The organism is Aquisalimonas asiatica, from assembly GCF_900110585.1.
GTDB classification, from domain to species: domain Bacteria; phylum Pseudomonadota; class Gammaproteobacteria; order Nitrococcales; family Aquisalimonadaceae; genus Aquisalimonas; species Aquisalimonas asiatica.
This window is the reverse complement of record NZ_FOEG01000001.1, coordinates 395205-415817: the sequence shown is the minus strand read 5'-3', so window position 1 is coordinate 415817 and position 20613 is coordinate 395205. Positions and strand designations below refer to the sequence as shown.

General features: G+C 67.6%; 20 protein-coding genes. 12 read left to right on the top strand and 8 right to left on the bottom strand.

The genetic code is table 11. The annotated features are described in order from the left end of the window. Nucleotides 1–11: 11 nt before the first annotated feature. A complete protein-coding gene (locus BMZ02_RS02000) occupies nt 12–899 on the bottom strand; it encodes a PHP domain-containing protein (RefSeq protein WP_091639478.1) in 888 nt (295 codons plus the stop codon). 74 nt (nt 900–973) lie between these two features. Here BMZ02_RS02000 and BMZ02_RS01995 point away from each other — a divergent pair, with 74 nt between their 5' ends. From BMZ02_RS01995 to BMZ02_RS01980, 4 genes are read left to right on the top strand one after another with little or no spacing between them, the layout of a single operon-like run. Beyond that, the gene (locus BMZ02_RS01995; RefSeq protein WP_091639476.1) at nt 974–2095 is read left to right on the top strand and encodes an MlaE family ABC transporter permease; all 1122 of its coding nucleotides are present in this window, start codon (nt 974–976) and stop codon (nt 2093–2095) included. Beyond that, nucleotides 2092–2880, top strand: coding sequence for an ABC transporter ATP-binding protein (locus tag BMZ02_RS01990; protein WP_216110662.1), 789 nt, complete (start codon nt 2092–2094; stop codon nt 2878–2880). The genes BMZ02_RS01995 and BMZ02_RS01990 overlap by 4 nt, the downstream gene beginning before the upstream one ends. Nucleotides 2881–2896: 16 nt before the next feature. After that, nucleotides 2897–3817, top strand: a complete 921-nt coding sequence (locus BMZ02_RS01985; protein WP_171909769.1) for an MlaD family protein — start codon at nt 2897–2899, stop codon at nt 3815–3817. A gap of 16 nt (nt 3818–3833) precedes the next feature. Further along, nucleotides 3834–4436, top strand: coding sequence for an ABC-type transport auxiliary lipoprotein family protein (locus BMZ02_RS01980; protein ID WP_091639473.1), 603 nt, complete (start codon nt 3834–3836; stop codon nt 4434–4436). A gap of 8 nt (nt 4437–4444) precedes the next feature. Here the strand turns inward: BMZ02_RS01980 and recQ are convergent, their stop codons facing one another. Next, nucleotides 4445–6277: a DNA helicase RecQ gene (gene recQ, locus BMZ02_RS01975; protein ID WP_281244302.1), complete on the bottom strand. Its 1833-nt coding sequence runs from the start codon at nt 6275–6277 to the stop codon at nt 4445–4447. A gap of 105 nt (nt 6278–6382) precedes the next feature. Here recQ and BMZ02_RS01970 point away from each other — a divergent pair, with 105 nt between their 5' ends. Further along, nucleotides 6383–7039 carry a hypothetical protein gene (locus BMZ02_RS01970; RefSeq protein WP_091639472.1) on the top strand — a complete coding sequence of 219 codons (657 nt, stop codon included), beginning with the start codon at nt 6383–6385 and terminating at the stop codon, nt 7037–7039. Between the two features lie 87 nt (nt 7040–7126). Continuing rightward, entirely contained in the window at nt 7127–9115 is a 1989-nt protein-coding gene (locus BMZ02_RS01965; RefSeq protein ID WP_091639470.1) for a methyl-accepting chemotaxis protein, read from the top strand. Nucleotides 9116–9188: 73 nt separating this feature from the next. On the opposite strand, the gene BMZ02_RS01960 is transcribed toward BMZ02_RS01965, so the two are convergent. Further along, the gene (locus BMZ02_RS01960; RefSeq protein WP_091639468.1) at nt 9189–11219 is read right to left on the bottom strand and encodes an NADPH-dependent 2,4-dienoyl-CoA reductase; all 2031 of its coding nucleotides are present in this window, start codon (nt 11217–11219) and stop codon (nt 9189–9191) included. A 139-nt stretch (nt 11220–11358) separates the two neighbouring features. On the opposite strand from BMZ02_RS01960, the gene BMZ02_RS01955 reads away from it, so the two are divergent. Genes BMZ02_RS01955 through BMZ02_RS01945 form a run of 3 tightly spaced genes read left to right on the top strand, consistent with a single transcriptional unit; the run spans nt 11359 to nt 15426 of the window. Then, the gene (locus BMZ02_RS01955; RefSeq protein ID WP_091639467.1) at nt 11359–13266 is read left to right on the top strand and encodes an ATP-binding cassette domain-containing protein; all 1908 of its coding nucleotides are present in this window, start codon (nt 11359–11361) and stop codon (nt 13264–13266) included. Further along, nucleotides 13263–13487: a SlyX family protein gene (locus BMZ02_RS01950; protein WP_091639465.1), complete on the top strand. Its 225-nt coding sequence runs from the start codon at nt 13263–13265 to the stop codon at nt 13485–13487. Before BMZ02_RS01955 ends, BMZ02_RS01950 begins: the two co-directional genes overlap by 4 nt. A gap of 40 nt (nt 13488–13527) precedes the next feature. Beyond that, entirely contained in the window at nt 13528–15426 is a 1899-nt protein-coding gene (locus tag BMZ02_RS01945) for an ATP-binding cassette domain-containing protein (protein WP_091639463.1), read from the top strand. Nucleotides 15427–15436: 10 nt separating this feature from the next. Here BMZ02_RS01945 and BMZ02_RS01940 read toward each other — a convergent pair whose 3' ends face one another. Genes BMZ02_RS01940 through BMZ02_RS01930 form a run of 3 tightly spaced genes read right to left on the bottom strand, consistent with a single transcriptional unit; the run spans nt 15437 to nt 17121 of the window. Continuing rightward, the gene (locus BMZ02_RS01940; protein ID WP_091639462.1) at nt 15437–16180 is read right to left on the bottom strand and encodes an S-methyl-5'-thioinosine phosphorylase; all 744 of its coding nucleotides are present in this window, start codon (nt 16178–16180) and stop codon (nt 15437–15439) included. Further along, a complete protein-coding gene (locus BMZ02_RS01935; RefSeq protein ID WP_091639460.1) occupies nt 16180–16731 on the bottom strand; it encodes a hypoxanthine-guanine phosphoribosyltransferase in 552 nt (183 codons plus the stop codon). The genes BMZ02_RS01940 and BMZ02_RS01935 overlap by 1 nt, the downstream gene beginning before the upstream one ends. A gap of 30 nt (nt 16732–16761) precedes the next feature. After that, nucleotides 16762–17121, bottom strand: a complete 360-nt coding sequence (locus tag BMZ02_RS01930; RefSeq protein ID WP_171909768.1) for a DsrE family protein — start codon at nt 17119–17121, stop codon at nt 16762–16764. Nucleotides 17122–17265: 144 nt separating this feature from the next. Here BMZ02_RS01930 and BMZ02_RS01925 point away from each other — a divergent pair, with 144 nt between their 5' ends. The 3 genes from BMZ02_RS01925 to BMZ02_RS01915 all read left to right on the top strand — a co-directional run bounded on the left by BMZ02_RS01925 (nt 17266) and on the right by BMZ02_RS01915 (nt 19654). After that, the gene (locus BMZ02_RS01925; RefSeq protein ID WP_425425061.1) at nt 17266–18531 is read left to right on the top strand and encodes a DEAD/DEAH box helicase; all 1266 of its coding nucleotides are present in this window, start codon (nt 17266–17268) and stop codon (nt 18529–18531) included. Between the two features lie 51 nt (nt 18532–18582). Next, nucleotides 18583–19158, top strand: a complete 576-nt coding sequence (locus BMZ02_RS01920) for an acyl carrier protein phosphodiesterase (protein WP_091639455.1) — start codon at nt 18583–18585, stop codon at nt 19156–19158. 97 nt (nt 19159–19255) lie between these two features. After that, nucleotides 19256–19654: a hypothetical protein gene (locus BMZ02_RS01915; RefSeq protein ID WP_139209117.1), complete on the top strand. Its 399-nt coding sequence runs from the start codon at nt 19256–19258 to the stop codon at nt 19652–19654. Between the two features lie 2 nt (nt 19655–19656). Here BMZ02_RS01915 and BMZ02_RS01910 read toward each other — a convergent pair whose 3' ends face one another. Together BMZ02_RS01910 and BMZ02_RS01905 are read right to left on the bottom strand one after the other, a co-directional pair. Continuing rightward, nucleotides 19657–20112 (bottom strand): MaoC/PaaZ C-terminal domain-containing protein, encoded by a 456-nt coding sequence (locus BMZ02_RS01910; RefSeq protein WP_216110661.1) that lies wholly within the window; start codon nt 20110–20112, stop codon nt 19657–19659. Then, a complete protein-coding gene (locus tag BMZ02_RS01905) occupies nt 20109–20600 on the bottom strand; it encodes an FAS1-like dehydratase domain-containing protein (RefSeq protein WP_091639452.1) in 492 nt (163 codons plus the stop codon). The genes BMZ02_RS01910 and BMZ02_RS01905 overlap by 4 nt, the downstream gene beginning before the upstream one ends. Nucleotides 20601–20613 lie beyond the last annotated feature (13 nt).

Here is a 20613-nt window from a genome sequence, read left to right as displayed (position 1 = left end):
ACCAGCGGAGATTACACGGACCGGAAAGACAGATCTGTTGGGCGAGTCGCAGATTGCTCCACCGACCATACGGGCGTGACCGCCTCGGGAAGTGACGCCAGCCGCCCCGGCTCCAGGCCGCTACCGTCCCGATGAAAATCCGAGCCCAGGGAGGCCCGCAGACCGTGACGCAACGCAAGCCCGATGCCGTCGCGGACCTGTGTGGGGGTCGTGCGGCCGGTGACCACCTCGACACCGTCACCCCCTGCCTCCACGAACGCCTCACACAGCCGGCGACGCCACGCGCCGGTCATGGCGTAGGCAAAGGGATGGGCGAGGACGGCCACACCGCCGGCGAGATGGATCCACTGCACCGCCGTCGCCATGCTCACCCACTCCGGCCGCACCCAGGCATGACCGTTACGTCCCAGAAAACGTTTGAAGACCTGCCGGAAGTCCCGCGCGGCACCCTGCGCCACCAGCCAGCGGGCGAAGTGGGCACGGCCAGGTGCCCGGCCTTCTTCACCGGCGACCGCTTCATAGGCGCCCGGATACCCCCGTTTCGCCAGCTTCGTGGCGATCTGCTCCGCGCGGCGCCAGCGCTGCGCCTGCTGATGAACAAGACCCTGGTTGAAGACCGGGTGCGCCCCGACTCCCAGCCCGACCACATGAATCTCCCGACGCTCCCAGAGCGTGGAGATCTCCACGCCGGCCACCAGCTGCATACCGGCGGTTGCGGCGGCCTCCCGGGCCGCCGCAACACCGGCCACCGTGTCGTGGTCCGTCAGTGCGAGGGTGGTCACGCCCCCCGCCGCGGCGCGTTCCACGAGCGCAGCCGGTGACAGGGCGCCGTCAGACGCGGTGGAATGGGTGTGCAGATCCACGCACAATGCAGGGGAGACGGTGGATGCGTTCGACATGGGCGGCATCCTCCCGTGAACGGCTCCGGGAATCAACGGCCGCGACGCCGACCTACAGGCAATGGACAGGCAGGATGACGACGGACGAGACAGCGACCCTTCCATCACTGCACTGGGACGGACCCCGACACGCCCTGATCTGCAGCGGCGACTGGACATGGGAGGGGCTGTCGCGACGCATGCCCGCCCTGCCCAGGGAGGTCACGGGGTCAGTCACCCTGGAGACGGACACCATCACGGGCCTGGACACGGCCGGCGCCCTCTGCCTGCACCGCCACCTGGCCACCATCGAGTCGCGCGGGGACACCGTCGACCGCGACACCATCCCAGCGCAGCACCGGGCGTTTCTGGAGCTGGTCGATCAACACCGGCTGACCGGCGGCGCACAGACCGCACCCGCCGACGGCCCGCTGCACCGTCTCGGCAGGGCAACCATGGGGATGCTGGGCAGACCGCCCGCATTTCTCGCGTTCACCGGTGCCGTCGCCATGGACGTGGCACCGAGGCTGCTGAAGCCCCACCGCATCCGCTGGCGCGAGGTGGTCGGCGAGATCGATCACGGGGGCGTGCGTGCCCTGCCCATTCTCGGGCTGCTCATCTTCCTCACCGGGGTGGTGATCGCCTATCAGGGGGGAGCACCGCTGCAGCAGTACGGCGCCAACATCTTCCTGGTGGATCTGCTGAGCCTGACCATGCTGCGGGAGATGGCACCGCTGATGACCGCCATCATCGTCGCCGGGCGGACGGGGTCGGCGTACGCGGCGCAGATCGGCACCATGCACATGACCGAGGAGGTGGACGCGCTCAGGGTCATCGGCATCACGCCTTACGAGATGCTGGTACTCCCCAAACTGCTGGCCATGCTCATCGTCATGCCGCTGTTGACCATCTTCGCCAACGTCTTCGGCATGCTCGGGGGCATGAGCGTGGCGTCCCTGTTTTTCGACGTGGGTTTCGCCGAGTTTCTGCAGCGCATGCCCGAAGCCATCGCCACCAGCAGTTTCTGGGTGGGCATCATCAAGGCGCCGGTGTTTGCCATACTGATCGTTATGGTCTCCTGCTACCATGGCTTCCATGTGGAGCGCAGCACCGAAAGCGTCGGGCGGGCCACCACCAGGAGCGTGGTCCAGGGCATCTTCCTGGTGATCGTGGCTGACGCCGCGTTCTCCGTGGTCTTCAACATGCTGAATCTATGACTGCAGCCGCCATCGCGTCGCCAACCCCCTCACCGACGCCGGTCATCCGGGTGACCGGGCTGTGCACGCGCTTCGGCACCACCACCATTCACGAGAACCTGGACCTGGATGTCCGGCGGGGGGAGATTCTCGGACTCGTGGGCGGCAGCGGCACGGGCAAGACGGTTCTGCTGCGCGAGATGATGCTACTGCAGACGCCATCAGCCGGCCGCATCGAGATTCTCGGCATGGATGCCACCCGGCTGCACGGTCAGCGTTTGCAGGCGCTACGCCAGCGCATGGGGGTGCTTTTTCAACAGGGTGCCCTGTTCACCGGACTGACCGTGCGCCAGAACATCAGCATGGTGATCCGCGAGCACGCCCGGCTGGACCGTGAACTCTGCAACGAGCTCGCCGGCGTCAAGATCGGGCTTGCCGGCCTGCCCGCCGACGCGGCAGACAAGTACCCGGACACTCTCAGCGGGGGCATGATCAAGCGTGCGGCGCTGGCGCGCGCGCTGGCACTGGACCCGGAACTGCTGTTTCTGGACGAGCCCACGTCGGGGCTGGACCCGATCAGCACCACCGCGTTCGATGACCGTATCGCGACGCTACGCGATCTGCTCGGGCTGACGGTGATCATGATCACCCACGACCCGGAGTCGCTGCGCCGGGCGACGGACCGTGTGGCCTTTCTCGCCCACCGGCGCGTCTGGGCCCTGGATACCATGGACGCCCTCCTGGAGAGCACGGATGACACCACCCGTGCTTACTTCCAGGGGGTGCAGCGAGCCCACCACGGATGACAGGCCGGGAGGCAGCATGCACAACCGCGTGAACTATACGATCGTCGGCCTTTTCGTGGTCGTCCTCGGGGTCGCACTGCTCGCCGCCGGGCTCTGGCTCGCGGGCGATTTCACCCGGGATGACGGCAACCGCTTTCTGGTCAAGCCCACCGAGCCCATGACCGGCCTGGGCACCAATTCCACGGTCAAGTACCAGGGCATCGACGTGGGCCGCGTGCGCGAGCTGGGTATCGACAGCCAGGGCAACGTGCGTGTGCTCATCAGCGTCGACCCGGACGTGCCGGTGCGGGCCAACACCCGCGTTCGGCTCGGGAGTCAGGGACTCACCGGCCTGGGCCACCTGGAGCTCGTTCCGGGCAGCGCCGATGCGGGGCCGGCGCTGGCGGACGAGTACGCCTACCCGGTGCTCCCCAATGCGCCCTCCCTGCGCACGCGGCTGGAGACGGCGGTGGAGGATGGCCTTGCCAGTATCGACCGGGTCGGGCGGCAGCTGGAGGTGCTGCTGTCGGACGACAACCTCCGGACACTGCAGTCCACCATGGATCACGTGGAGACCATCAGCGGCACACTGGCCGCCAATTCCGAGCAGCTCACCGCCACCCTGGCGGAAACCGAGGCGCTGTTGCGCGACACGCGTGCGGTGCTGTCGGGTGCGCCCGAGACCATGGCACGGATCGACAGGACCCTGGAGACGTTCGACGAGACCGCCCGGCGTTTCGGCGACACGGCCGAGCGGCTCGGCGATACCGGTGAACGTGGCGAACTGGCCCTGCAACGACTTGACCGGGAAACGCTGCCCCAGCTCAATCAACTGCTGCTCGACGTGCAGGGGCTGACCGGCACCTATGAACGCCTCGGCACCGAGCTCACCGAGCACCCGAACCGGCTGATCTTCGGCGCCCCGAGGCGCCCGCCCGGGCCGGGCGAATCCGACTGACACGGGAGACACGCGTGTGATCTGCAAGCGCCTGATTCCGGCCGTTCTGCCGCTGCTGCTGGCCGCATGCACAACGTTCCAGGCTCCGCCGGACGATGCCCGACGCACCTGGGACCTCAATCCGGCGCTGCCGACCGCCGTGGACGCCCCCATCGAGGCCACCATTCACGTCGCCCGGCCGACGGCCGTATCGGCGCTGGCCGGCGCCGACATGGCGTACCGGCAGAGCGAGTTCGAACAGCGCTACTACGCCCGCAACCGCTGGGCGGACGACCCCGGCCGTCTGCTCCACCCACGCCTGGTCTCGGCATTCGAGGAGGCCGGGCTGTTCGAGACGGTGCTGTCTTCAAGCACCTCGGCGCCGGCCCATTACCGCCTGGAGACCGAGCTGCTGGCCCTGGAGCACGATTTCCGCGAGCGTGACAGCGGCCGTGCCCGCGTGGAAATCCGTGCGCGGGTGGTGGATCTGCGGGAGAGCCGGGTCGTCGCCACACGGCGGTTCCAGGCCGCCGAAGACAGCGCCGAGGCGACGCCGGAGGCCGGCGTCGTGGCGACCAACGCGGCGATGGCAACGGTGTTTCAGGACCTGGTGGACTGGATCCATGGCCAGCGGCAGTGACCTGCCCGTCACGGGGTCACCACGCTGCGGATCGCCTCGAGAAAATCGTCGCCGTAACGCTCCAGCTTGCGCTCGCCAACTCCACTGACGGCGGCAAGTGCATCCAGGCTCTCCGGGCGCGCCTGCACCATCTCCATCAACGTGCTGTCGTGAAAGATCATGTACGGCGGAATGCCCTGCTCCTGGGCCAGGCGGCGACGACAGGCGCGCAGCGCCTCCCACAGATCGTGACTTGCCTCATCCATGAGCCCTTCACCGGGCAGGCGACGCCGGCTCGCCTTGCGCTGGCGACGGTCCCGGCGCAGCGTCAGTGACTGCTCGCCCCGGAGCACCGGTCGACACGCCTCGGTGAGCTGCAGTGCACCGTACCCGTCCGCATCCACCGTCAGCAGGCCGCGTGCAACCAGTTGCCGGAACAGCGCCTTCCACTGCGCCGCATCCAGGTGCGCCCCGATTCCCCAGGTGGTCAGGCGGTCATGGCCGTTCTGACGGACACGCTCCGACTCGCTGCCCTGCAGCACCTCGATGAGATAGGTCACACCGTAACGCTGGCCCGTCCGCCAGACACAGGACAACGCCTTGCGGGCATCCTCGGTGGCATCCCAGCTCTCCGGGGGCTCCAGGCAGGTGTCGCAGTTACCGCAGGGCGGGTGCTCCGTTTCGCCAAAATGGCTGAGCAGCACCTGCCGTCGGCAGTGCAGCCGCTCGCAGAACGCCAGCATGTCCTCGAGCTTGCCCCGCTCCACCTGGCGCCGCTGCGCATCGGCACCGGAGGATTCGATCTGCTGGCGCACGAGAATGACGTCCTGCAGCCCGTAGACCATCCACGCTTCCGCCGGCAGCCCGTCGCGGCCGGCCCGGCCGGTTTCCTGATAGTAGGCCTCCAGGCTCCGGGGCAGATCCAGGTGGGCGACGAACCGCACGTCCGGCTTGTCGATGCCCATGCCGAAGGCAATGGTGGCCACGACGATCACCCCGTCCTCGGCGAGAAAGCGCTCCTGGTTGCGCCGCCGCTCCTCCGCCGGGAGCCCGGCGTGGTATGGCAGCGCCGTCCAGCCCTGTTCCTGCAGCCAGGCCGCCAGGCCGTCCACCTTGCGCCGGGAGAGGCAGTAGACAATGCCCGAGTGGCCCGCCTGTTCCCGTTCAAGGAACGTCTTGAGCTGCTGTTTGGCATTGCGCTTCTCGGCCACCCGATAACGGATGTTGGGGCGGTCGAAACTGGAGACGAAACGCTCCGCGTGCGGCATGGCCAGCCGCTCCAGGATCTCCTCCCGGGTCCGCGGATCCGCCGTGGCCGTCAGGGCCACCCGCGGCACGTCCGGCCATTGCTCGCCGAGCACCGCAAGCTGCATGTACTCGGGCCGGAAGTCGTGCCCCCACTGGGAGACACAGTGGGCCTCATCGATGGCGAACAGCGCCGGGCGCGCCTGACGAAGGAGCTGCTGCATGCGCGGCGTCAGCAGCCGCTCGGGGGCCACGTAGAGCAGATCCAGCGTCCCCTCCAGCAACTGCTGCTCCACGGCGCGGACCTGGTCGAACTCGAGCCCCGAGTGCAGGCAGGCGGCGTTGACGCCGCTCTGCACCAGCGCTGCGACCTGGTCATCCATGAGCGCGATCAGCGGCGACACCACCACCCCCGTGCCCTCGCGCGCCAGGGCCGGAATCTGGTAGCACAGGGATTTGCCACCGCCGGTCGGCATCAGTACCAGCGCGTCACCACCGCCCGTGACGTGGTGGACCACCTGCTCCTGCATCGGGCGGAAGCTGTCGTAGCCGAACACGCCACGCAGAATGGCCTGGGGCTCGGGTAAGGTACCGGGTGTAGGATGAACCGTGTCGATGACCGACTCCCGCCGAGGATGAATCGGCCTGTAGGATAGTGAGTTGAGACAACAACCGAAAGTCCCGCGGCACGTCTGCCGGACCGATCAGGAGGATCACCCATAATGGCCTACACGAGCATCGCGGCCCTCGTCGCCGGCGGCATCGGCGCTCTGCTGTTCGTACTCGGCGTGATACGGCTGTGCCGGCTACGCCTGGCCAACGGCTGCGGCCACTGCCTGCTGGGCACCCTCCTGGTGGCCTCCGGGCTGACGGTGGGAGCCGTGGGTGCCAACCTGCACACCTATGACCGCCTGACCCAGGAGCGGGATGTGCTGGAGATCGCGTTCACCCGTGAAGGGGAGCAGCTCTACACCGCGACGCTGCGCTATCCGGACTCGCCCATGGTTGAACGCTACCGCATCCACGGCGACGAATGGCAACTCGATGCCCGGGTGCTCAAGTGGCAGGGCCCGGCCGTTCTTGCAGGGATGGACAGCCACTACCGCCTCGAGCGTCTGAGCGGCCGTTACAGTGACATCGACCAGGAGCGCGGTCGCGAGCGCAGCGTGCACGCCATGGGCCGGGACGACGGGCTGGACCTGTGGCGCATTGCCCGCGACCACGACCGCCTCATGCCCTGGGTGGACGCCGTCTACGGCAGCGCCACCTACCTGCCCATGGAGGACGGGGCGCGCTACCGCGTCCGCGTCAGCCAGACCGGACTTCTCGCCCGGCCGGTCAATGAGGACAGTCGACAGGTCACCAGCGACTGGCGCTGAGACACCCCGCTCTCAAGTTTCTCCGGATACCGCCGTTATTCATAAGGAGGAGTTGCAAATCGATAATACATAACAGGATAACGGCTCATGGTGAAACAATTCGGCCGCATCAACTCCCTCGGGTTGATGGCCAAAAGTCTGGCTGCACCAGCATTGATCGGTGCCATGTTGATCATCATCGGCATCGTGTCGGTGGGTCAGTTCACCACCCTCGACCGCCAGGTCGGCCATATCGCGGACGACCTGGCTCCGGGAACCGGTTCCGCCACCGCCCTGATGCGCAGCGCCTTCCAGCAGCGCCTGGCCGCCAACGACTTCCTGTTCTACCAGGACGGGGACGCCATCGCCGAATTCGAGGAACGCTACGACGAGTTCCGGCAGGCTCTGGAAGAGGCTCAGGCGACATTGCCCCCGGGTGAAGCGCGGGAGATGCTCGACCACATCGACGAACGTGGAACGGCCTACACCGAGGGGTTCCGGCAGGATGTGGTCGCGAACATGCGCGAGATGCAGCGTCTCGTCGAGAACGAACTGAACGACCATGGGCCCGGCGCCGAGGAGCAGATCGCGGAGATCCTGGACACGGCCTACGAGGCCGGCGATGCCTTCACCGCCAACAACGCGGCCCAGGCCCTGCGTGCGGTCATGCAGGCCCGGCTCGCGGCGCAGCAGTACCTGTTCCGTCCCAGCCCCGAACTGGAAACCCCCGCCCTGGAGGCGATCGCCGAGTCGGAAGCCGCCATTGAACAACTGCTCGCCGAGATCATTGACGCCCGCGAGGAGGAAATGACCGAGACGGCGCTGGCGCACATGCAGAACTACCAGGATGCGTTCCGAACCATCGTCGATGGCGCCAATGAGCGCCAGGCCGCCATGGAGAGCAACATGGAGGTCAACGGCCCGCAGCTGGTCGAGGACGCCAACGCCGTGCAGACGACGCTGTTCGACGACCTGCGCACCATTGCCGACCAGACCACCGCCGACTCGGCGCAGGCCACGCGCCTGGTCGCCATTCTCACCGCCGTGGCCATCCTCGCCGGCATCGGCGCGGCGTGGCTGATCAGCCGGGGCATCCTGCGGCCGCTCATGGCCACCAACAGGACCATCAGCGACATGGTCCACGAGATGACCAACGGCAACGGCGACCTCACCCGCCGCGTGGACGTGAAGACCCGGGACGAAGTCGGGGAACTGGGCCGGAATTTCAACCAGTTGATGGAAACACTGCAGGCGCTGGTGCAGCAGATCACCAGCGACAGCCGTCAGCTCGGCGAGGCGGCCGGCACCCTGGACTCGATCACCCGTCGCACCACGGAAGGCGCCAACAAGCAGAAGGAGGAGACGGACCAGGTGGTCACCGCCATGAACGAAATGACCGCCACCGCGCAGGAGATTGCCCGCAACGCCAGCCAGGCCGCGGAGTCCGCCCAGGAGTCCGATCAGGCGGCCAAACGCGGCCAGAGCGTCGTGACGGACACGGGCACGGCGATCAAGACCCTGGCCACGGAAGTGGAGCGCAGCGCCGAGGCCATGAACGAGCTTCGCGCCAAGAGCGAGAATATCGGCACGGTACTCGATGTCATCCGCGGCATCGCCGAACAGACCAACCTGCTGGCACTGAACGCTGCCATCGAGGCTGCCCGGGCCGGTGACCAGGGGCGCGGTTTTGCGGTGGTGGCCGACGAGGTCCGCACCCTCGCCCAGCGCACCCAGGAGTCCACCGTGGAGATTCAGCGCATCATCGAGGAGCTGCAGACCGGCACCCAGGATGCCGTCTCGGTCATGGAACGCAGCCGCGACAGCGCCCGTGATACCGAACACAAGGCCAACGAGACGGGCGAAGCCCTGGAATCAATCACCAGTGGCGTCGCCACCATGAACGAGATGAATGCGCAGATCGCCAGCGCCGCGGAGGAGCAGACCGCCACGGCGGAGGACATCAACCGCAACATCACCACCATCCGCGAAGTGGTGGACCACACCGCGGGGGATGCCAACCAGACGGAAGAGGCCGCCCGCGAGCTGACCGCCCTCAGCGACCGACTGCAGAAACTCGTGGGGCAGTTCCGGGTATAACCCCCGGAACTGCCGGGCCGTGCTCCCACGATGCCGGAGCCCCGGCCATTCCGGGGGCGTCCCGGACGGGAGACTACAGGCGTGCGGCGAGGCGCGCGCCTTCGTCGATGGCGCGCTTCGCATCCAGCTCCGCCGCCACGTTGCTGCCGCCGATCAGGTGCACCTCCAGGCCACTGTTCTCCAGGGGACGGTGGAGGCTCCGCTGCGGTTCCTGGCCGGTACAGACGACCACCGTGTCCACGTCCAGCACGCGGGACTCGTCCCCAATCCGGATGTGCAGCCCGTCGTCGTCGATGCGTTCGTACGCGACCCCGCCGAGCATCTCCACACCCTTGTTTCGCAGACTGGTGCGGTGGATCCAGCCCGTAGTCTTGCCCAGTCGTTTGCCAAGCTTCTCGTCCTTGCGCTGAAGCAGGTAAATGGCCCGGGCCGACGGCTCCGGCGCCGCCTCCACGCCTTCGATGCCGCCGCGGGCGCGGAAGCTGCCATCGACGCCCCACTCCCGGAAAAAATCCGTGACGCGCTCGCTCGGGCGGCTCTCCCCGTGACTGAGGTATTCGCTGACGTCGAAGCCGATGCCGCCTGCACCCATGACCGCCACCCGGTCACCGACCTCGCGGCCGTGCAGAAGCACATCCACGTAACTCATGACCTTGGGGTGGTTCAGGCCGGGAATGTCCGGCATGCGCGGCGTCACCCCGGTCGCCAGGACCACCGCGTCGAAGTCATCGCGCACCAGGTGGTCGCAGGTGATGCGCCGGCCCAGCTGCAGGTGAACCCCCGTGAGCGTGATCCGGTTTTCGAAGTAGCGCAGCGTCTCGTGGAACTCCTCCTTGCCCGGGACCCGCTTGGCCATGTTGAACTGGCCGCCAATGCGGTCGGCCGCGTCGAACAGGCTCACCTCGTGCCCGCGTTCCGCCAGCACCGTGGCACAGGACAGCCCCGCCGGGCCGGCGCCGACCACGGCGACCCGCTTCGGCTCCCGCGTGGGCAGGTAATTCAGTTCCGTCTCGTGGCACGCCCGGGGATTGACCAGGCAGGATGCGCGGCGCTGCTGGAAGACGTGGTCGAGACACGCCTGATTGCAGGCGATGCAGGTGTTGATCTCGGCATCACGGCCCGCCGCGGCCTTCTCCACCCAGTCCGGGTCCGCAAGAAACGGCCGCGCCATGGAGACCATGTCGGCATCCCCCCGGGCCAGGATGTGCTCGGCATCGGCCGGCATGTTGATTCGGTTGACCGTGACCAGCGGCACCTGCAGTGCACCGCGCAGCGCCGCCGTGACGCCGGTGAATGCACCGCGCGGCACGCTGGTCTGGATGGTTGGCACCCGCGCCTCGTGCCAGCCGATGCCGGTGTTGATCAGGGTGGCCCCGGCGGCCTCCACCCCCTGCCCCAGGCGCACCACCTCGTCCCAGGTGCTGCCACCCTCCACCAGGTCGAGCATGGACAGCCGATAGATGATAATGAAGTCGTAGCCCACCGCTTCACGCACACGACGCACGATCTCCAGCGGGAACCGCGCGCGGTTCTCGAAGCTGCCACCCCACTCGTCGGTACGGTGGTTGGTGCGGGGGGCCACGAACTGGTTGATCAGGTACCCCTCGGAGCCCATGATCTCGACGCCGTCGTAACCGGCCTCCCGGGCCAGCACCGCGCACCGGACAAACGCATCGATCTGCCGCTCGATGCCCCACCGGCTGAGGGCACGTGGCTTGAACGGGTTGATCGGCGCCTTGATGGCCGACGGCGCGACGCTGAGAGGATGGTAGCTGTAGCGTCCGGCGTGCAGGATCTGCATGCAGACCTTGCCGCCTTCATCATGGACCGCATCCGTCACCAGACGATGCCGGCCCACTTCATGCCGTGCAGTGAGCTTGGACGAGAACGGCGCCAGCCAGCCGGTGAGGTTCGGTGCGATACCGCCCGTGACGATCAGCCCGGCCTGCCCCCGCGCCCGCTCGGCGAAATAGACTGCCAGTTTCTCGTAGTCCCGCCGACGGTCTTCCAGTCCGGTGTGCATGGATCCCATCAGCACGCGGTTACGCAGCTGCGTGAAGCCAAGATCCAGCGGCTGCATGAGATTCGGATAATGTGCCGACATAAGCGCTTCCCAGTTCGTCATTGATCGGCAGGCGGGCCCGCCCGGGTTTCAGACTGTAACCATTCGGTACCGTATTGAACACCCTGGCAGCGTCGACGACCGCATGCCTCGCGGCCCCCTGACTGGTACACTTCGCGCCATGCTGAATCTGGTCAATCTCACCCTGCGCCGCGGGACCGAGGCGCTCCTGCGTGATGCCAGCGCCACCGTGCGCCCCGGCGAGCGCGTCGGTCTGGTCGGCGCCAACGGCACCGGCAAGTCGAGCCTGTTCGCCCTGATCCGTGGCGAGCTGCAGCCCGACGCCGGCGAGTGCACCCTGCCGCCCGGGCTGGTCATGGCGCACGTGGCCCAGGAAACCGACGCCACCGAACGCCCGGCCGTGGAATTCGTCATGGACGGTGACGCCGAACTCCGGGAGATCGAATCGCAACTCCGCGACGCCGAGGCCGCGGACCAGGGCGAACGCATCGCCACGCTACACGGGCGTATCGACAGTATCGGCGGCTACAGCGCCCGTGCGCGTGCGGGCGCCCTCATGCACGGTCTGGGCTTTGGCCCGGACGACGAGAACACCCCCGTGGCCCGCTTCTCCGGGGGATGGCGCATGCGGCTGAACCTGGCGCGCGCACTGATGTGCCGCTCGGACCTGCTGCTCCTGGACGAGCCCACCAACCACCTGGACCTGGACGCCGTGCTGTGGCTGCAGGACTGGCTGCGGAGCTACCCCGGGACGCTGCTGCTCATCGCCCACGACCGCGATTTCCTGGACGCCGTCACCCAGCGCATACTCCATCTGGAGCAGCAGACCATCCACGGTTACACCGGGAACTATTCCGACTTCGAGCGGCAACGGGCCGAACGCCTGGCCCAGCAGCAGGCCGCCTACGAGCGCCAACAGGCGGAGATCCAGCGTATCCAGCGTTTCGTGGACCGCTTCCGCGCCCAGGCGACCAAGGCGCGCCAGGCCCAGAGCCGGGTGAAGACCCTGGAGCGGATGGAGGCGCTCAGTCCCGCTCACGTGGACTCGCCGTTCCGGTTTGCATTCAGAGAGCCGACCCACCTGCCGCGCCCTCTGCTGACGCTGGACAAGGTCAGCACCGGATACGACCACACGCCGGTGGTCTCGGGTATCAATCTGGCGCTGGCGCCGGGAGACCGGCTCGGCATCCTCGGACCTAACGGTGCCGGCAAGTCCACACTCGTCCGCCTGCTGGCCGGTGAGCAGGCACTGCTCAGCGGCAGCCGGGAGCCCGCCCACCAGCTCCGCATCGGCTACTTCGCCCAGCACCAGCTGGAGCAGCTCGACCCGAACGCCTCGCCCGTGGTCCATCTGCAACGGCTCGATGACAAGGCGAAGGAGCTGGACCTGCGCAACTACCTGGGCGGATTCGGCTTCCAGGGCGACATGGCGCTGTCACCGGTAGCGCCGTTCTCCGGCGGCGAGAAGGCGCGCCTGGTCCTGGCAATGCTGGTGTACCAGCGCCCCAACCTGCTGCTGCTGGACGAACCCACCAACCACCTGGACCTGGACATGCGCCACGCGCTGACCATGGCCCTGCAGGATTACGCCGGCGCACTGGTGGTCATCGCCCACGACCGCCACCTGCTGCGCAGCACCACCGACCGCCTGCTCCTGGTCGCCGACGGCCGCGCCAGTGCGTTCGATGGCGACCTGGATGACTACGCCCGCTGGCTCGCCGAGCGCCGCACCGCGGGCACCCCGGCGGCGGCCCGCAGCGCCGACGGAGGCAGTGGCAACCGCAAGGAGCAGCGCCAGCGCGCCGCCGAACGCCGCAAGCAGCTGCAACCCCTGCGCAAGGAGGTGAAACGGCTGGAGAGCGACGTCGAGCGCCTGTCCGCCCGGGTCCAGGAGGTGGAGGACGCCCTGGCGGACCCGGCGCTCTACGAGGAGTCCGCGGCGGCCCGTCTGCAGGAACTGCTGAGCGAGCAGGCCCGGCTCCGCGACGACATGGAGCGCCGGGAATCCGACTGGATGGACGCCATGGAACGCCTGGAACAGGCGGAAAACGAGGAAGATCCGGCATGACTGAAGAGGTGGAAACGCGGCTGGCGGATCTGGAGATCCGGCTGACCCATCAGGACGACGCCATCGACACCCTGACGGAGAGCCTGCTGCGCCAGCAGAAGATCATCGACCAGCAGCAGGAACAGATCCAGCGGCTCCATCGCCGGCTGCGCGGCATCGAGGAGCAGCGCTCAGACGGTGGCGGTGGCGAGGCCGCAGAGCCACCACCGCCCCACTACTGAATCGGTTCAACGCAACCCGCCACACGGTTTCGGAGGCGCAGTGCTACTGCAATTACAGGACGTCTCACTGGCATTCAGCGGCCCCCCGGTGCTGGACCGGGTCAACCTGGAGCTTCAACCGGGCGAACGCATCTGTCTGCTCGGCCGCAACGGCACCGGCAAGTCCACCCTGATGCGAGTCATCGAGGGCACCCAGGAGCCGGACAGCGGCCGGGTCATGGGCCGGGACACCCTGCGCATCGCGCGCATGGAACAGGACGTCCCCGGTCTCGGGGACCGCTCGGTGCGCGATGTGGTGGCCGAAGGGCTGGGCAGCATCGGCACCACCCTGCAGCGCTGGAATACGCTCAGCGCGCGGGTCGCAGCAGGCGATGACGCCGTCACCGACGAGTTCGACGCCCTGCAGCAGACCATCGAGGCACACGGGGGATGGCAGCTGGCATCCAGCATCGATGCGGTGCTCAGCCGGCTGGAACTGGACGGGGAGCAGCCGTTCGACGCGCTCTCCGGTGGCCGGCGACGCCGGGTGCTGCTGGCCAGAGCGCTGGTCAATGAACCGGATATCCTGCTGCTGGACGAGCCCACCAACCACCTGGACATCGACTCCGTGGACCGGCTGGAGCGCATGCTGCTGGGCTACAGCGGCACGGTGCTGTTCATCACCCACGATCGCGCCTTCCTGCGCCGGCTGGCCACACGGATCCTGGAGCTGGATCGCGGTCAGCTCACCAGCTGGCCGGGCAACTACGACAAGTACCTGGAACGCCGGGAGGCGGCGCTGGAGGCCGAACAGAAGGAGCAGGACCGGTTCGACAAGAAGCTGGCGCAGGAAGAGGCGTGGATCCGCCAGGGCATCAAGGCGCGGCGCACCCGCAACGAGGGCCGGGTGCGCGCCCTGAAGGCCATGCGGGAGGAGCGCCGACAGCGCCGGGAGCGCTCCGGCACGGCGCGGATCGAGGCCCAGAGCGCAGAGCGCTCGGGCAAGCTCGTGATCGAAGCGGAACAGCTCGCCGCAGCGTACGATGGCGAACCGCTCTTCCGCGACTTCTCCACCACCATCCAGCGCGGCGACAAGATCGGCCTGATCGGCCCCAACGGCTGCGGCAAGACGACCCTGCTGCGGGTGCTGCTGGGCGACCTGCAGCCGTCGGCGGGTTCGATCCGCTGGGGTACGAGCCTGGAAGTGGCCTGGTTCGACCAGCTCCGGGAGAGCCTGGACCCCAATGCGACGGTTCGCGACACCGTCGGCGGCGGACGCGAGACGGTACGCATCAACGGCCAGGAAAAGCACGTGGTCGGCTACCTGCAGGACTTCCTGTTCGAACCCTCGCGCACCCGCGTGCCGGTCTCGTCGCTCTCCGGCGGCGAACGCAGCCGCCTGCTGCTGGCGCGGCTGTTCACGCGCCCGGCGAACGTGCTGGTCCTGGACGAACCCACCAACGACCTGGACCTGGAGACCCTCGATCTCCTGGAGCAGCAGCTGATGGGATTCGATGGCACCGTGCTGCTGGTCAGCCACGACCGGGAATTCCTCGACAACGTGGTCACCAGCACCTTCGCCTTCGACCCGGACGGCGGCCTGCGGGAGTACATCGGCGGCTACTCCGACTGGCTGCGCCAGCGTCCGGAACCGCCCAGGCCCGACACCGCCACCCCCGCGGCCGCACCTGCCGGGCCACGTCAGTCGCGGCCCGACACCCCGGCGGCATCGCAACCCCGGCGCAAGCTGAGCTACAAGGACAAACTGGAGCTGGAGGCGTTGCCCGCACGCATCGAGGCGCTGGAAGCCGAACAGGCAGAACTGTCACAGCAGCTGTCGGACCCCGCGTTCCATCAACAGGATGCGGCTACCGTGACAGAGACCGCGCAGCGGCTGCAGACCCTGGAGCAGGAGCTGGAGCAGGCCTACAGCCGCTGGGAGGAGCTGGAGGAAGGCTGAGCGCGCCGCGCTAACTCTCCAGCTTGGGAATCAGTGCCCCGAACAGCTGCCGGACGTTTTCCATACCGGTGTTCAGGTGGCGTTCGATCTCTTCCATGGTGATCGGCGCCGGATCCAGGCCGGCGGCCCAGTTCGCCACCACGGTGCAGCTGGCGTAACCGATCCCCAGCTCCCGAGCCAGGGCGGCCTCCGGCATGCCGGTCATGCCCACGACGTCGCAGCCGTCCCTCTTCATGCGACGGATTTCCGCAGCGGTCTCGAGCCGCGGGCCCTGGGTAGCCCCGTAGGTGCCGCCCTCCACTGCATCCAGGTCCACCTCCCGCGCAGCCGCCATCAGGAGCTGCCGCATGGCGTCGTCATACGGATAGGTGAAATCGATGTGCGTGACGTGGGTCAGATCGTCCTCGAAGAACGTGTGCTTACGGTCCCAGGTGTAGTCGATCACCTGGTCCGGGAAGCCGACACGCCCCGGGTACATGGCCTCGTGAATACCGCCGACCGCGGCCACGGCAAACAACCGCTCAACACCCAGGTGCTGCAGCGCCCAGAGATTGGCGCGGTAGTTCACCCGGTGCGGCGGAATCGTGTGACCGTAGCCGTGGCGGGCCAGAAACAGCACCTCCCGGCCGTGCAGAATGCCGTGGGTGATCGGGCCCGACGGCTCACCGTAGGGGGTGTGCACCACCTCCCGATGGGTAATCTCCAGGTGGTCGAGCCGGGTCAGGCCGGTTCCGCCAATGATCGCGACAGCCATCAGTCCTCCTCGCGAATCGCGTAAATGCCGTCCACGTTGCGCAGCACGCCGTGGTAATCCATGCCTGCACCGAAGACGTAGCGGTCGTCCACGTTCAGGCCGATGTAGTCCGCGCGCACCTGGGGCAGGCAGCGGTCGTGGTCCTTGCGCACCAGCACGGCCGTGCGCACGTGCGCCGCCCCCTCTTCCGCGCAGTACTCCTGCAGCGCGGCCAGGGTGCGGCCTTCATCGAGGATGTCATCAATGATCAGCACGGTGCGATCCTTCAGCGGCGTATGGGGCTTGGCAACCCAGGCCAGGTGCCCGCCCGATGTCTCGCCGCGGTAGCGCGTGGCGTGGACGTAATCCACTTCCAGGGGGAAGTTCATCAGCGGCAGCAGGCGCCCGGCGGGCACCAGACCGCCGATCATCACGCACAACACCAGAGGCAGGTCGTCGGCCATGTCGGCGGTGATCTCGGCGGCCATGCGGGCCAGTGCCGCTTCCACCGCAGCGCCGTCGTGAATCCGCTCGGCACCCTCAAGGGCGGCCCGGACCTCATCATGCTTCATGGGGAGTCCTCGTTCAGTCACTGGTGTGTCTCAGTAGGTCAGGGTCACCGTGTCCGGGTCCATCACGCGGCCCGCCAGCCAGGCCGCACCAACCACCTCCCGGATCTCGGGAATCAGCGCGTCACCGAATCGCGCCACAGCAGGCGAGCAGATCCGGAACGTCACCCCCGCCTCCGCGGCATCGGCAATGAGCGCATGCAGCGATCGCCCGGAGCCGTCCTCCGCCGGCTGTGACGCAGCGGCCCCCTCCACGGCAATGGCCCCGGAGGCGCCGGTGAAGACCACATCGGTGCGTGTGCCCATGGCGGCGGCAACGGCGGCCTGGGCCAGCGGTGCCGCGGCGTTCTCCAGCGGCGTGTTCAGCAGGACGATAACGAGATGACCGGCCATACCGGGAGTCACCTGACCATAAAGGCGGAAACCATACACCAACCGGCCCCGCCCGGCCATGCCGCAACAACCCGGAAAGACGCCGGAAACACGCGACAAAGCGCCCGTTTTCCGTTACCCTCTCGGGCCATGGAAAATGACCACATGACAGACGTAACACTGAAGTCCCTGGCGCTGAGCCCCAGCCTCCAGGACAGCCTCGACGAAACCGCGTTCACCCACTGCACGCCGATCCAGGCGGCAACGCTGCCCCTGGCGATGAAGGGTCGGGACGTTGCCGGCCAGGCGCAGACCGGAACGGGCAAGTCCGCCGCCTTCCTCCTCGCCACCATGCATCACCTCATGGAAACGCCGGTGGAGGACGACAAGCGCGGGCCCTGGGCCATCGTGCTGGCACCGACCCGTGAGCTCGCCATCCAGATTCACAAGGACGCCGAGCTGCTCGGACGCTTCACGGGGCTGAAGTGCGTCGCCGTTTACGGCGGCACCGGTTACGAGAGCCAGCGCAAGGCGCTGGAGGACGAGGCCGACATCATCATCGGCACGCCGGGGCGCATCATCGATTTCTTCAAACAGCGCGTGTTCAGCCTCAAGAACATCGAGGTGGTGGTGCTGGACGAAGCCGATCGCATGTTCGACCTGGGCTTCATCGATGACATCCGCTACCTCCTGCGCAAGATGCCGCCGCCGAGCAAGCGCATCAACATGCTCTACTCCGCCACCCTGTCGCACCGGGTGATGGAGCTGGCCTACGAGCACATGAACGACCCGGAGATCGTGCGCATCGAGACCGAGCAGGTCACGGCGGACAACGTCACGCAGAAGCTCTATCACGTGCCCAAGGAAGACAAGATCCCCCTGCTGCTGGGCATCTTCAAGGACCACACACCCGAGCGCACCATCGTGTTCGTCAATACCAAGCGCACGGCAGACGACGTGGTGGGCTACCTCCAGGGCAATGGCTACGACGGTCAGGTGATCTCCGGGGATATCCCGCAGAACAAGCGCGAGCAGCTGCTCAAGCGCTTCCAGAGCGGCGACCTGCCCATCCTGGTGGCCACCGATGTGGCCGCACGCGGATTGCACATCCCGGCCGTGAGCCACGTGATCAACTTCGACCTCCCCCAGGAGGCCGAGGATTACGTGCACCGCATCGGCCGCACCGCCCGCGCCGGCGCCAGCGGCGATGCCATCAGCCTGGCCTGTGATCAGTACGTCTACTCGCTGCCCGACATCGAGGCGTACATCGAGCAGAAGATCCCGTCGGAGATCGTCACGCCGGAGATGCTGGTGGAACCGAAACCACCGGTGAAGCAGAAACGCCCTGCCGGCTCACGCAGCGGGCCGAAGAAGTCCGGCTCGGGCCAGGGCAGCCGTGCCCCCCGGCGACGCAACTCTGCCAACGGCTGACACCGGCAACAGGCGGTGTGCGGGCCCTCCGCACGCCGCCGGGCGGCACCCGTGAACTACCTCGCGCATCTCTATCTCTCCGACTCCGACGATCACCACCGCCTGGGCAATCTCGCCGGTGACTGGATCAAGGGCCGCCTCGAGAATCACGGCCTGCCCGACCGGGTCCTGGACGGCGCCCGCCGTCACCGTTACGTGGACAGCGCCTCCGACCAGCATCCCGCCATGGCCGCCGCCCGCACCCGCCTCGGGCCGGACCGGCGGCGCGCCGCCGGCATCATCCTCGACATGGTCAATGACCACTTCCTGGTCCGGCACTGGGATGACTACGCCGACACGCCGCTGCCGCGCTTCCTGGATGACGCCTACGGCAGCCTTGAGCGCACCCGCGCACTGTGGCCGACGGGCGGGGAACGGATGATGGAGCGCATGATCCGGGACGACTGGCTGAGCAGCTACGGTGACCTGGCGATCATCAGCATGGCACTGGAGCGTATCGCCATGCGCATGCGTCGCGACCCGGGCCTGAGTGACACCCTGCCACTGCTGCGCCGGGAGTACGACACCCTGGAAGCACACTTCCACCGCGTGATGGGAGATCTGCGGGCACAGCTGCGCCCCCGGTGACCCGCGCCCGGGGCTGGACGGCCCCGTTTGAAAAGCGCAGCATGGTTGAAGCCACCGACGGTCGCTGCCAGTCCCGACGGTCCCCAGAGGTTGAACCATGATACGTCTCCCGCGCCTCGCCCTTGCCATGACTGCCGCCCTGCTCCTCGCCGCGTGCGACACATCCTCCGGCCCCGACACCCCGGGCGGCGCCTACGAACACTTTTTCGTTCAGCTCAGCCAGGGCGAGCGGGACAGCGCACTTGAGGCATTCGCGCCCGAAGGTGCGCTGGGCGATACATTCCGCGGCGGCGCGTATTACACCTATGCGGACTCCGTGGAAACCCACATGGAACGCCACGGCGGGCTGGACGAGGTGATCATCGACAACGGCGGCGACGAGACATCCGAGGACGTGGTCCGCGTGGAGGGCAGGTTGCGCTTTGGCGACGGCAGCGAGCTCGAGCGCGCCATCACGTTCGAGCGGGAAGGAGACAACTGGGTCGGGCGCCTGTAGGTTTACACCGACGCATCACCCGCCCGGGCAATCCACGGCAGCCACTCCAGGCTCATGACCGTGTCATCATCCTGATTCAGCACCTCCACCGCCACACTCAGCACCCCGAATCGCGGATCGGGGCTGGCACGCCGGCCGGTCACCGCATACCGGCAGCGCAGCACGTCACCGGGGTACACGGGCCGTCGCCAGCGCAGATTGTCGAACCCCTCCGCACCGGCCACGGCGGCATCGTGCAGCCAGTCGTTCACCAGCAGGCGGTTGGCAATCGCCGTGGTATGCCAGCCAGAGGCGGCGAGCCGGCCAAACAGGGTGTCCCGGGCCGCCGCATCGTCCAGGTGGAAGGGCTGCGGGTCGTACTGGCCGGCGAAACCGACCACGTCGGCCTCCGTGACCTCGAACGTACCGGTCACGCCGGACTCCCCGTCTTCAATGGCGTCAAGGTAGCGGATACTCATGCCCCCTCCTCCGGGACGGGCAGCGGCTCACGGAGACGGAACATCCCGGCCGACTCCATGAACATGACCAGTCGCCCGTGCTGATTCAGCACCTCGGTGCGGTTGTTGATGAAGCCCACGTCACCGCGGCGCGGATGCCGCTGCTTGCTGAGCACCGCCTGCCGCACGGAGAGCCGATCCCCCGCGGACACCGGGCCAAGCCAGCGCAACCGCTGGATCCCCGGAGACCCGAGAGAGCTGCTGCGCAGCAGGATATGATCCACCATCATGCGCATGCACAGCCCCGCGACATGAAGGCCACTGGCGACCGGCCACCGGTCGTGCATCCCGGGCCATGGGGCGGGTTGCCCGAGGGTGTCCGGGCGCGGGTCATACGCCTGCGCGAACGCGCGCATCTGCGCCTCATCCACCACCACGTCGCCGAACTCGCGCACGGCCCCGACCTGCTGGTCCTCCCAGTACACATCGTCCGAGTACACTTCTGTCATCCACGCCCCCTTG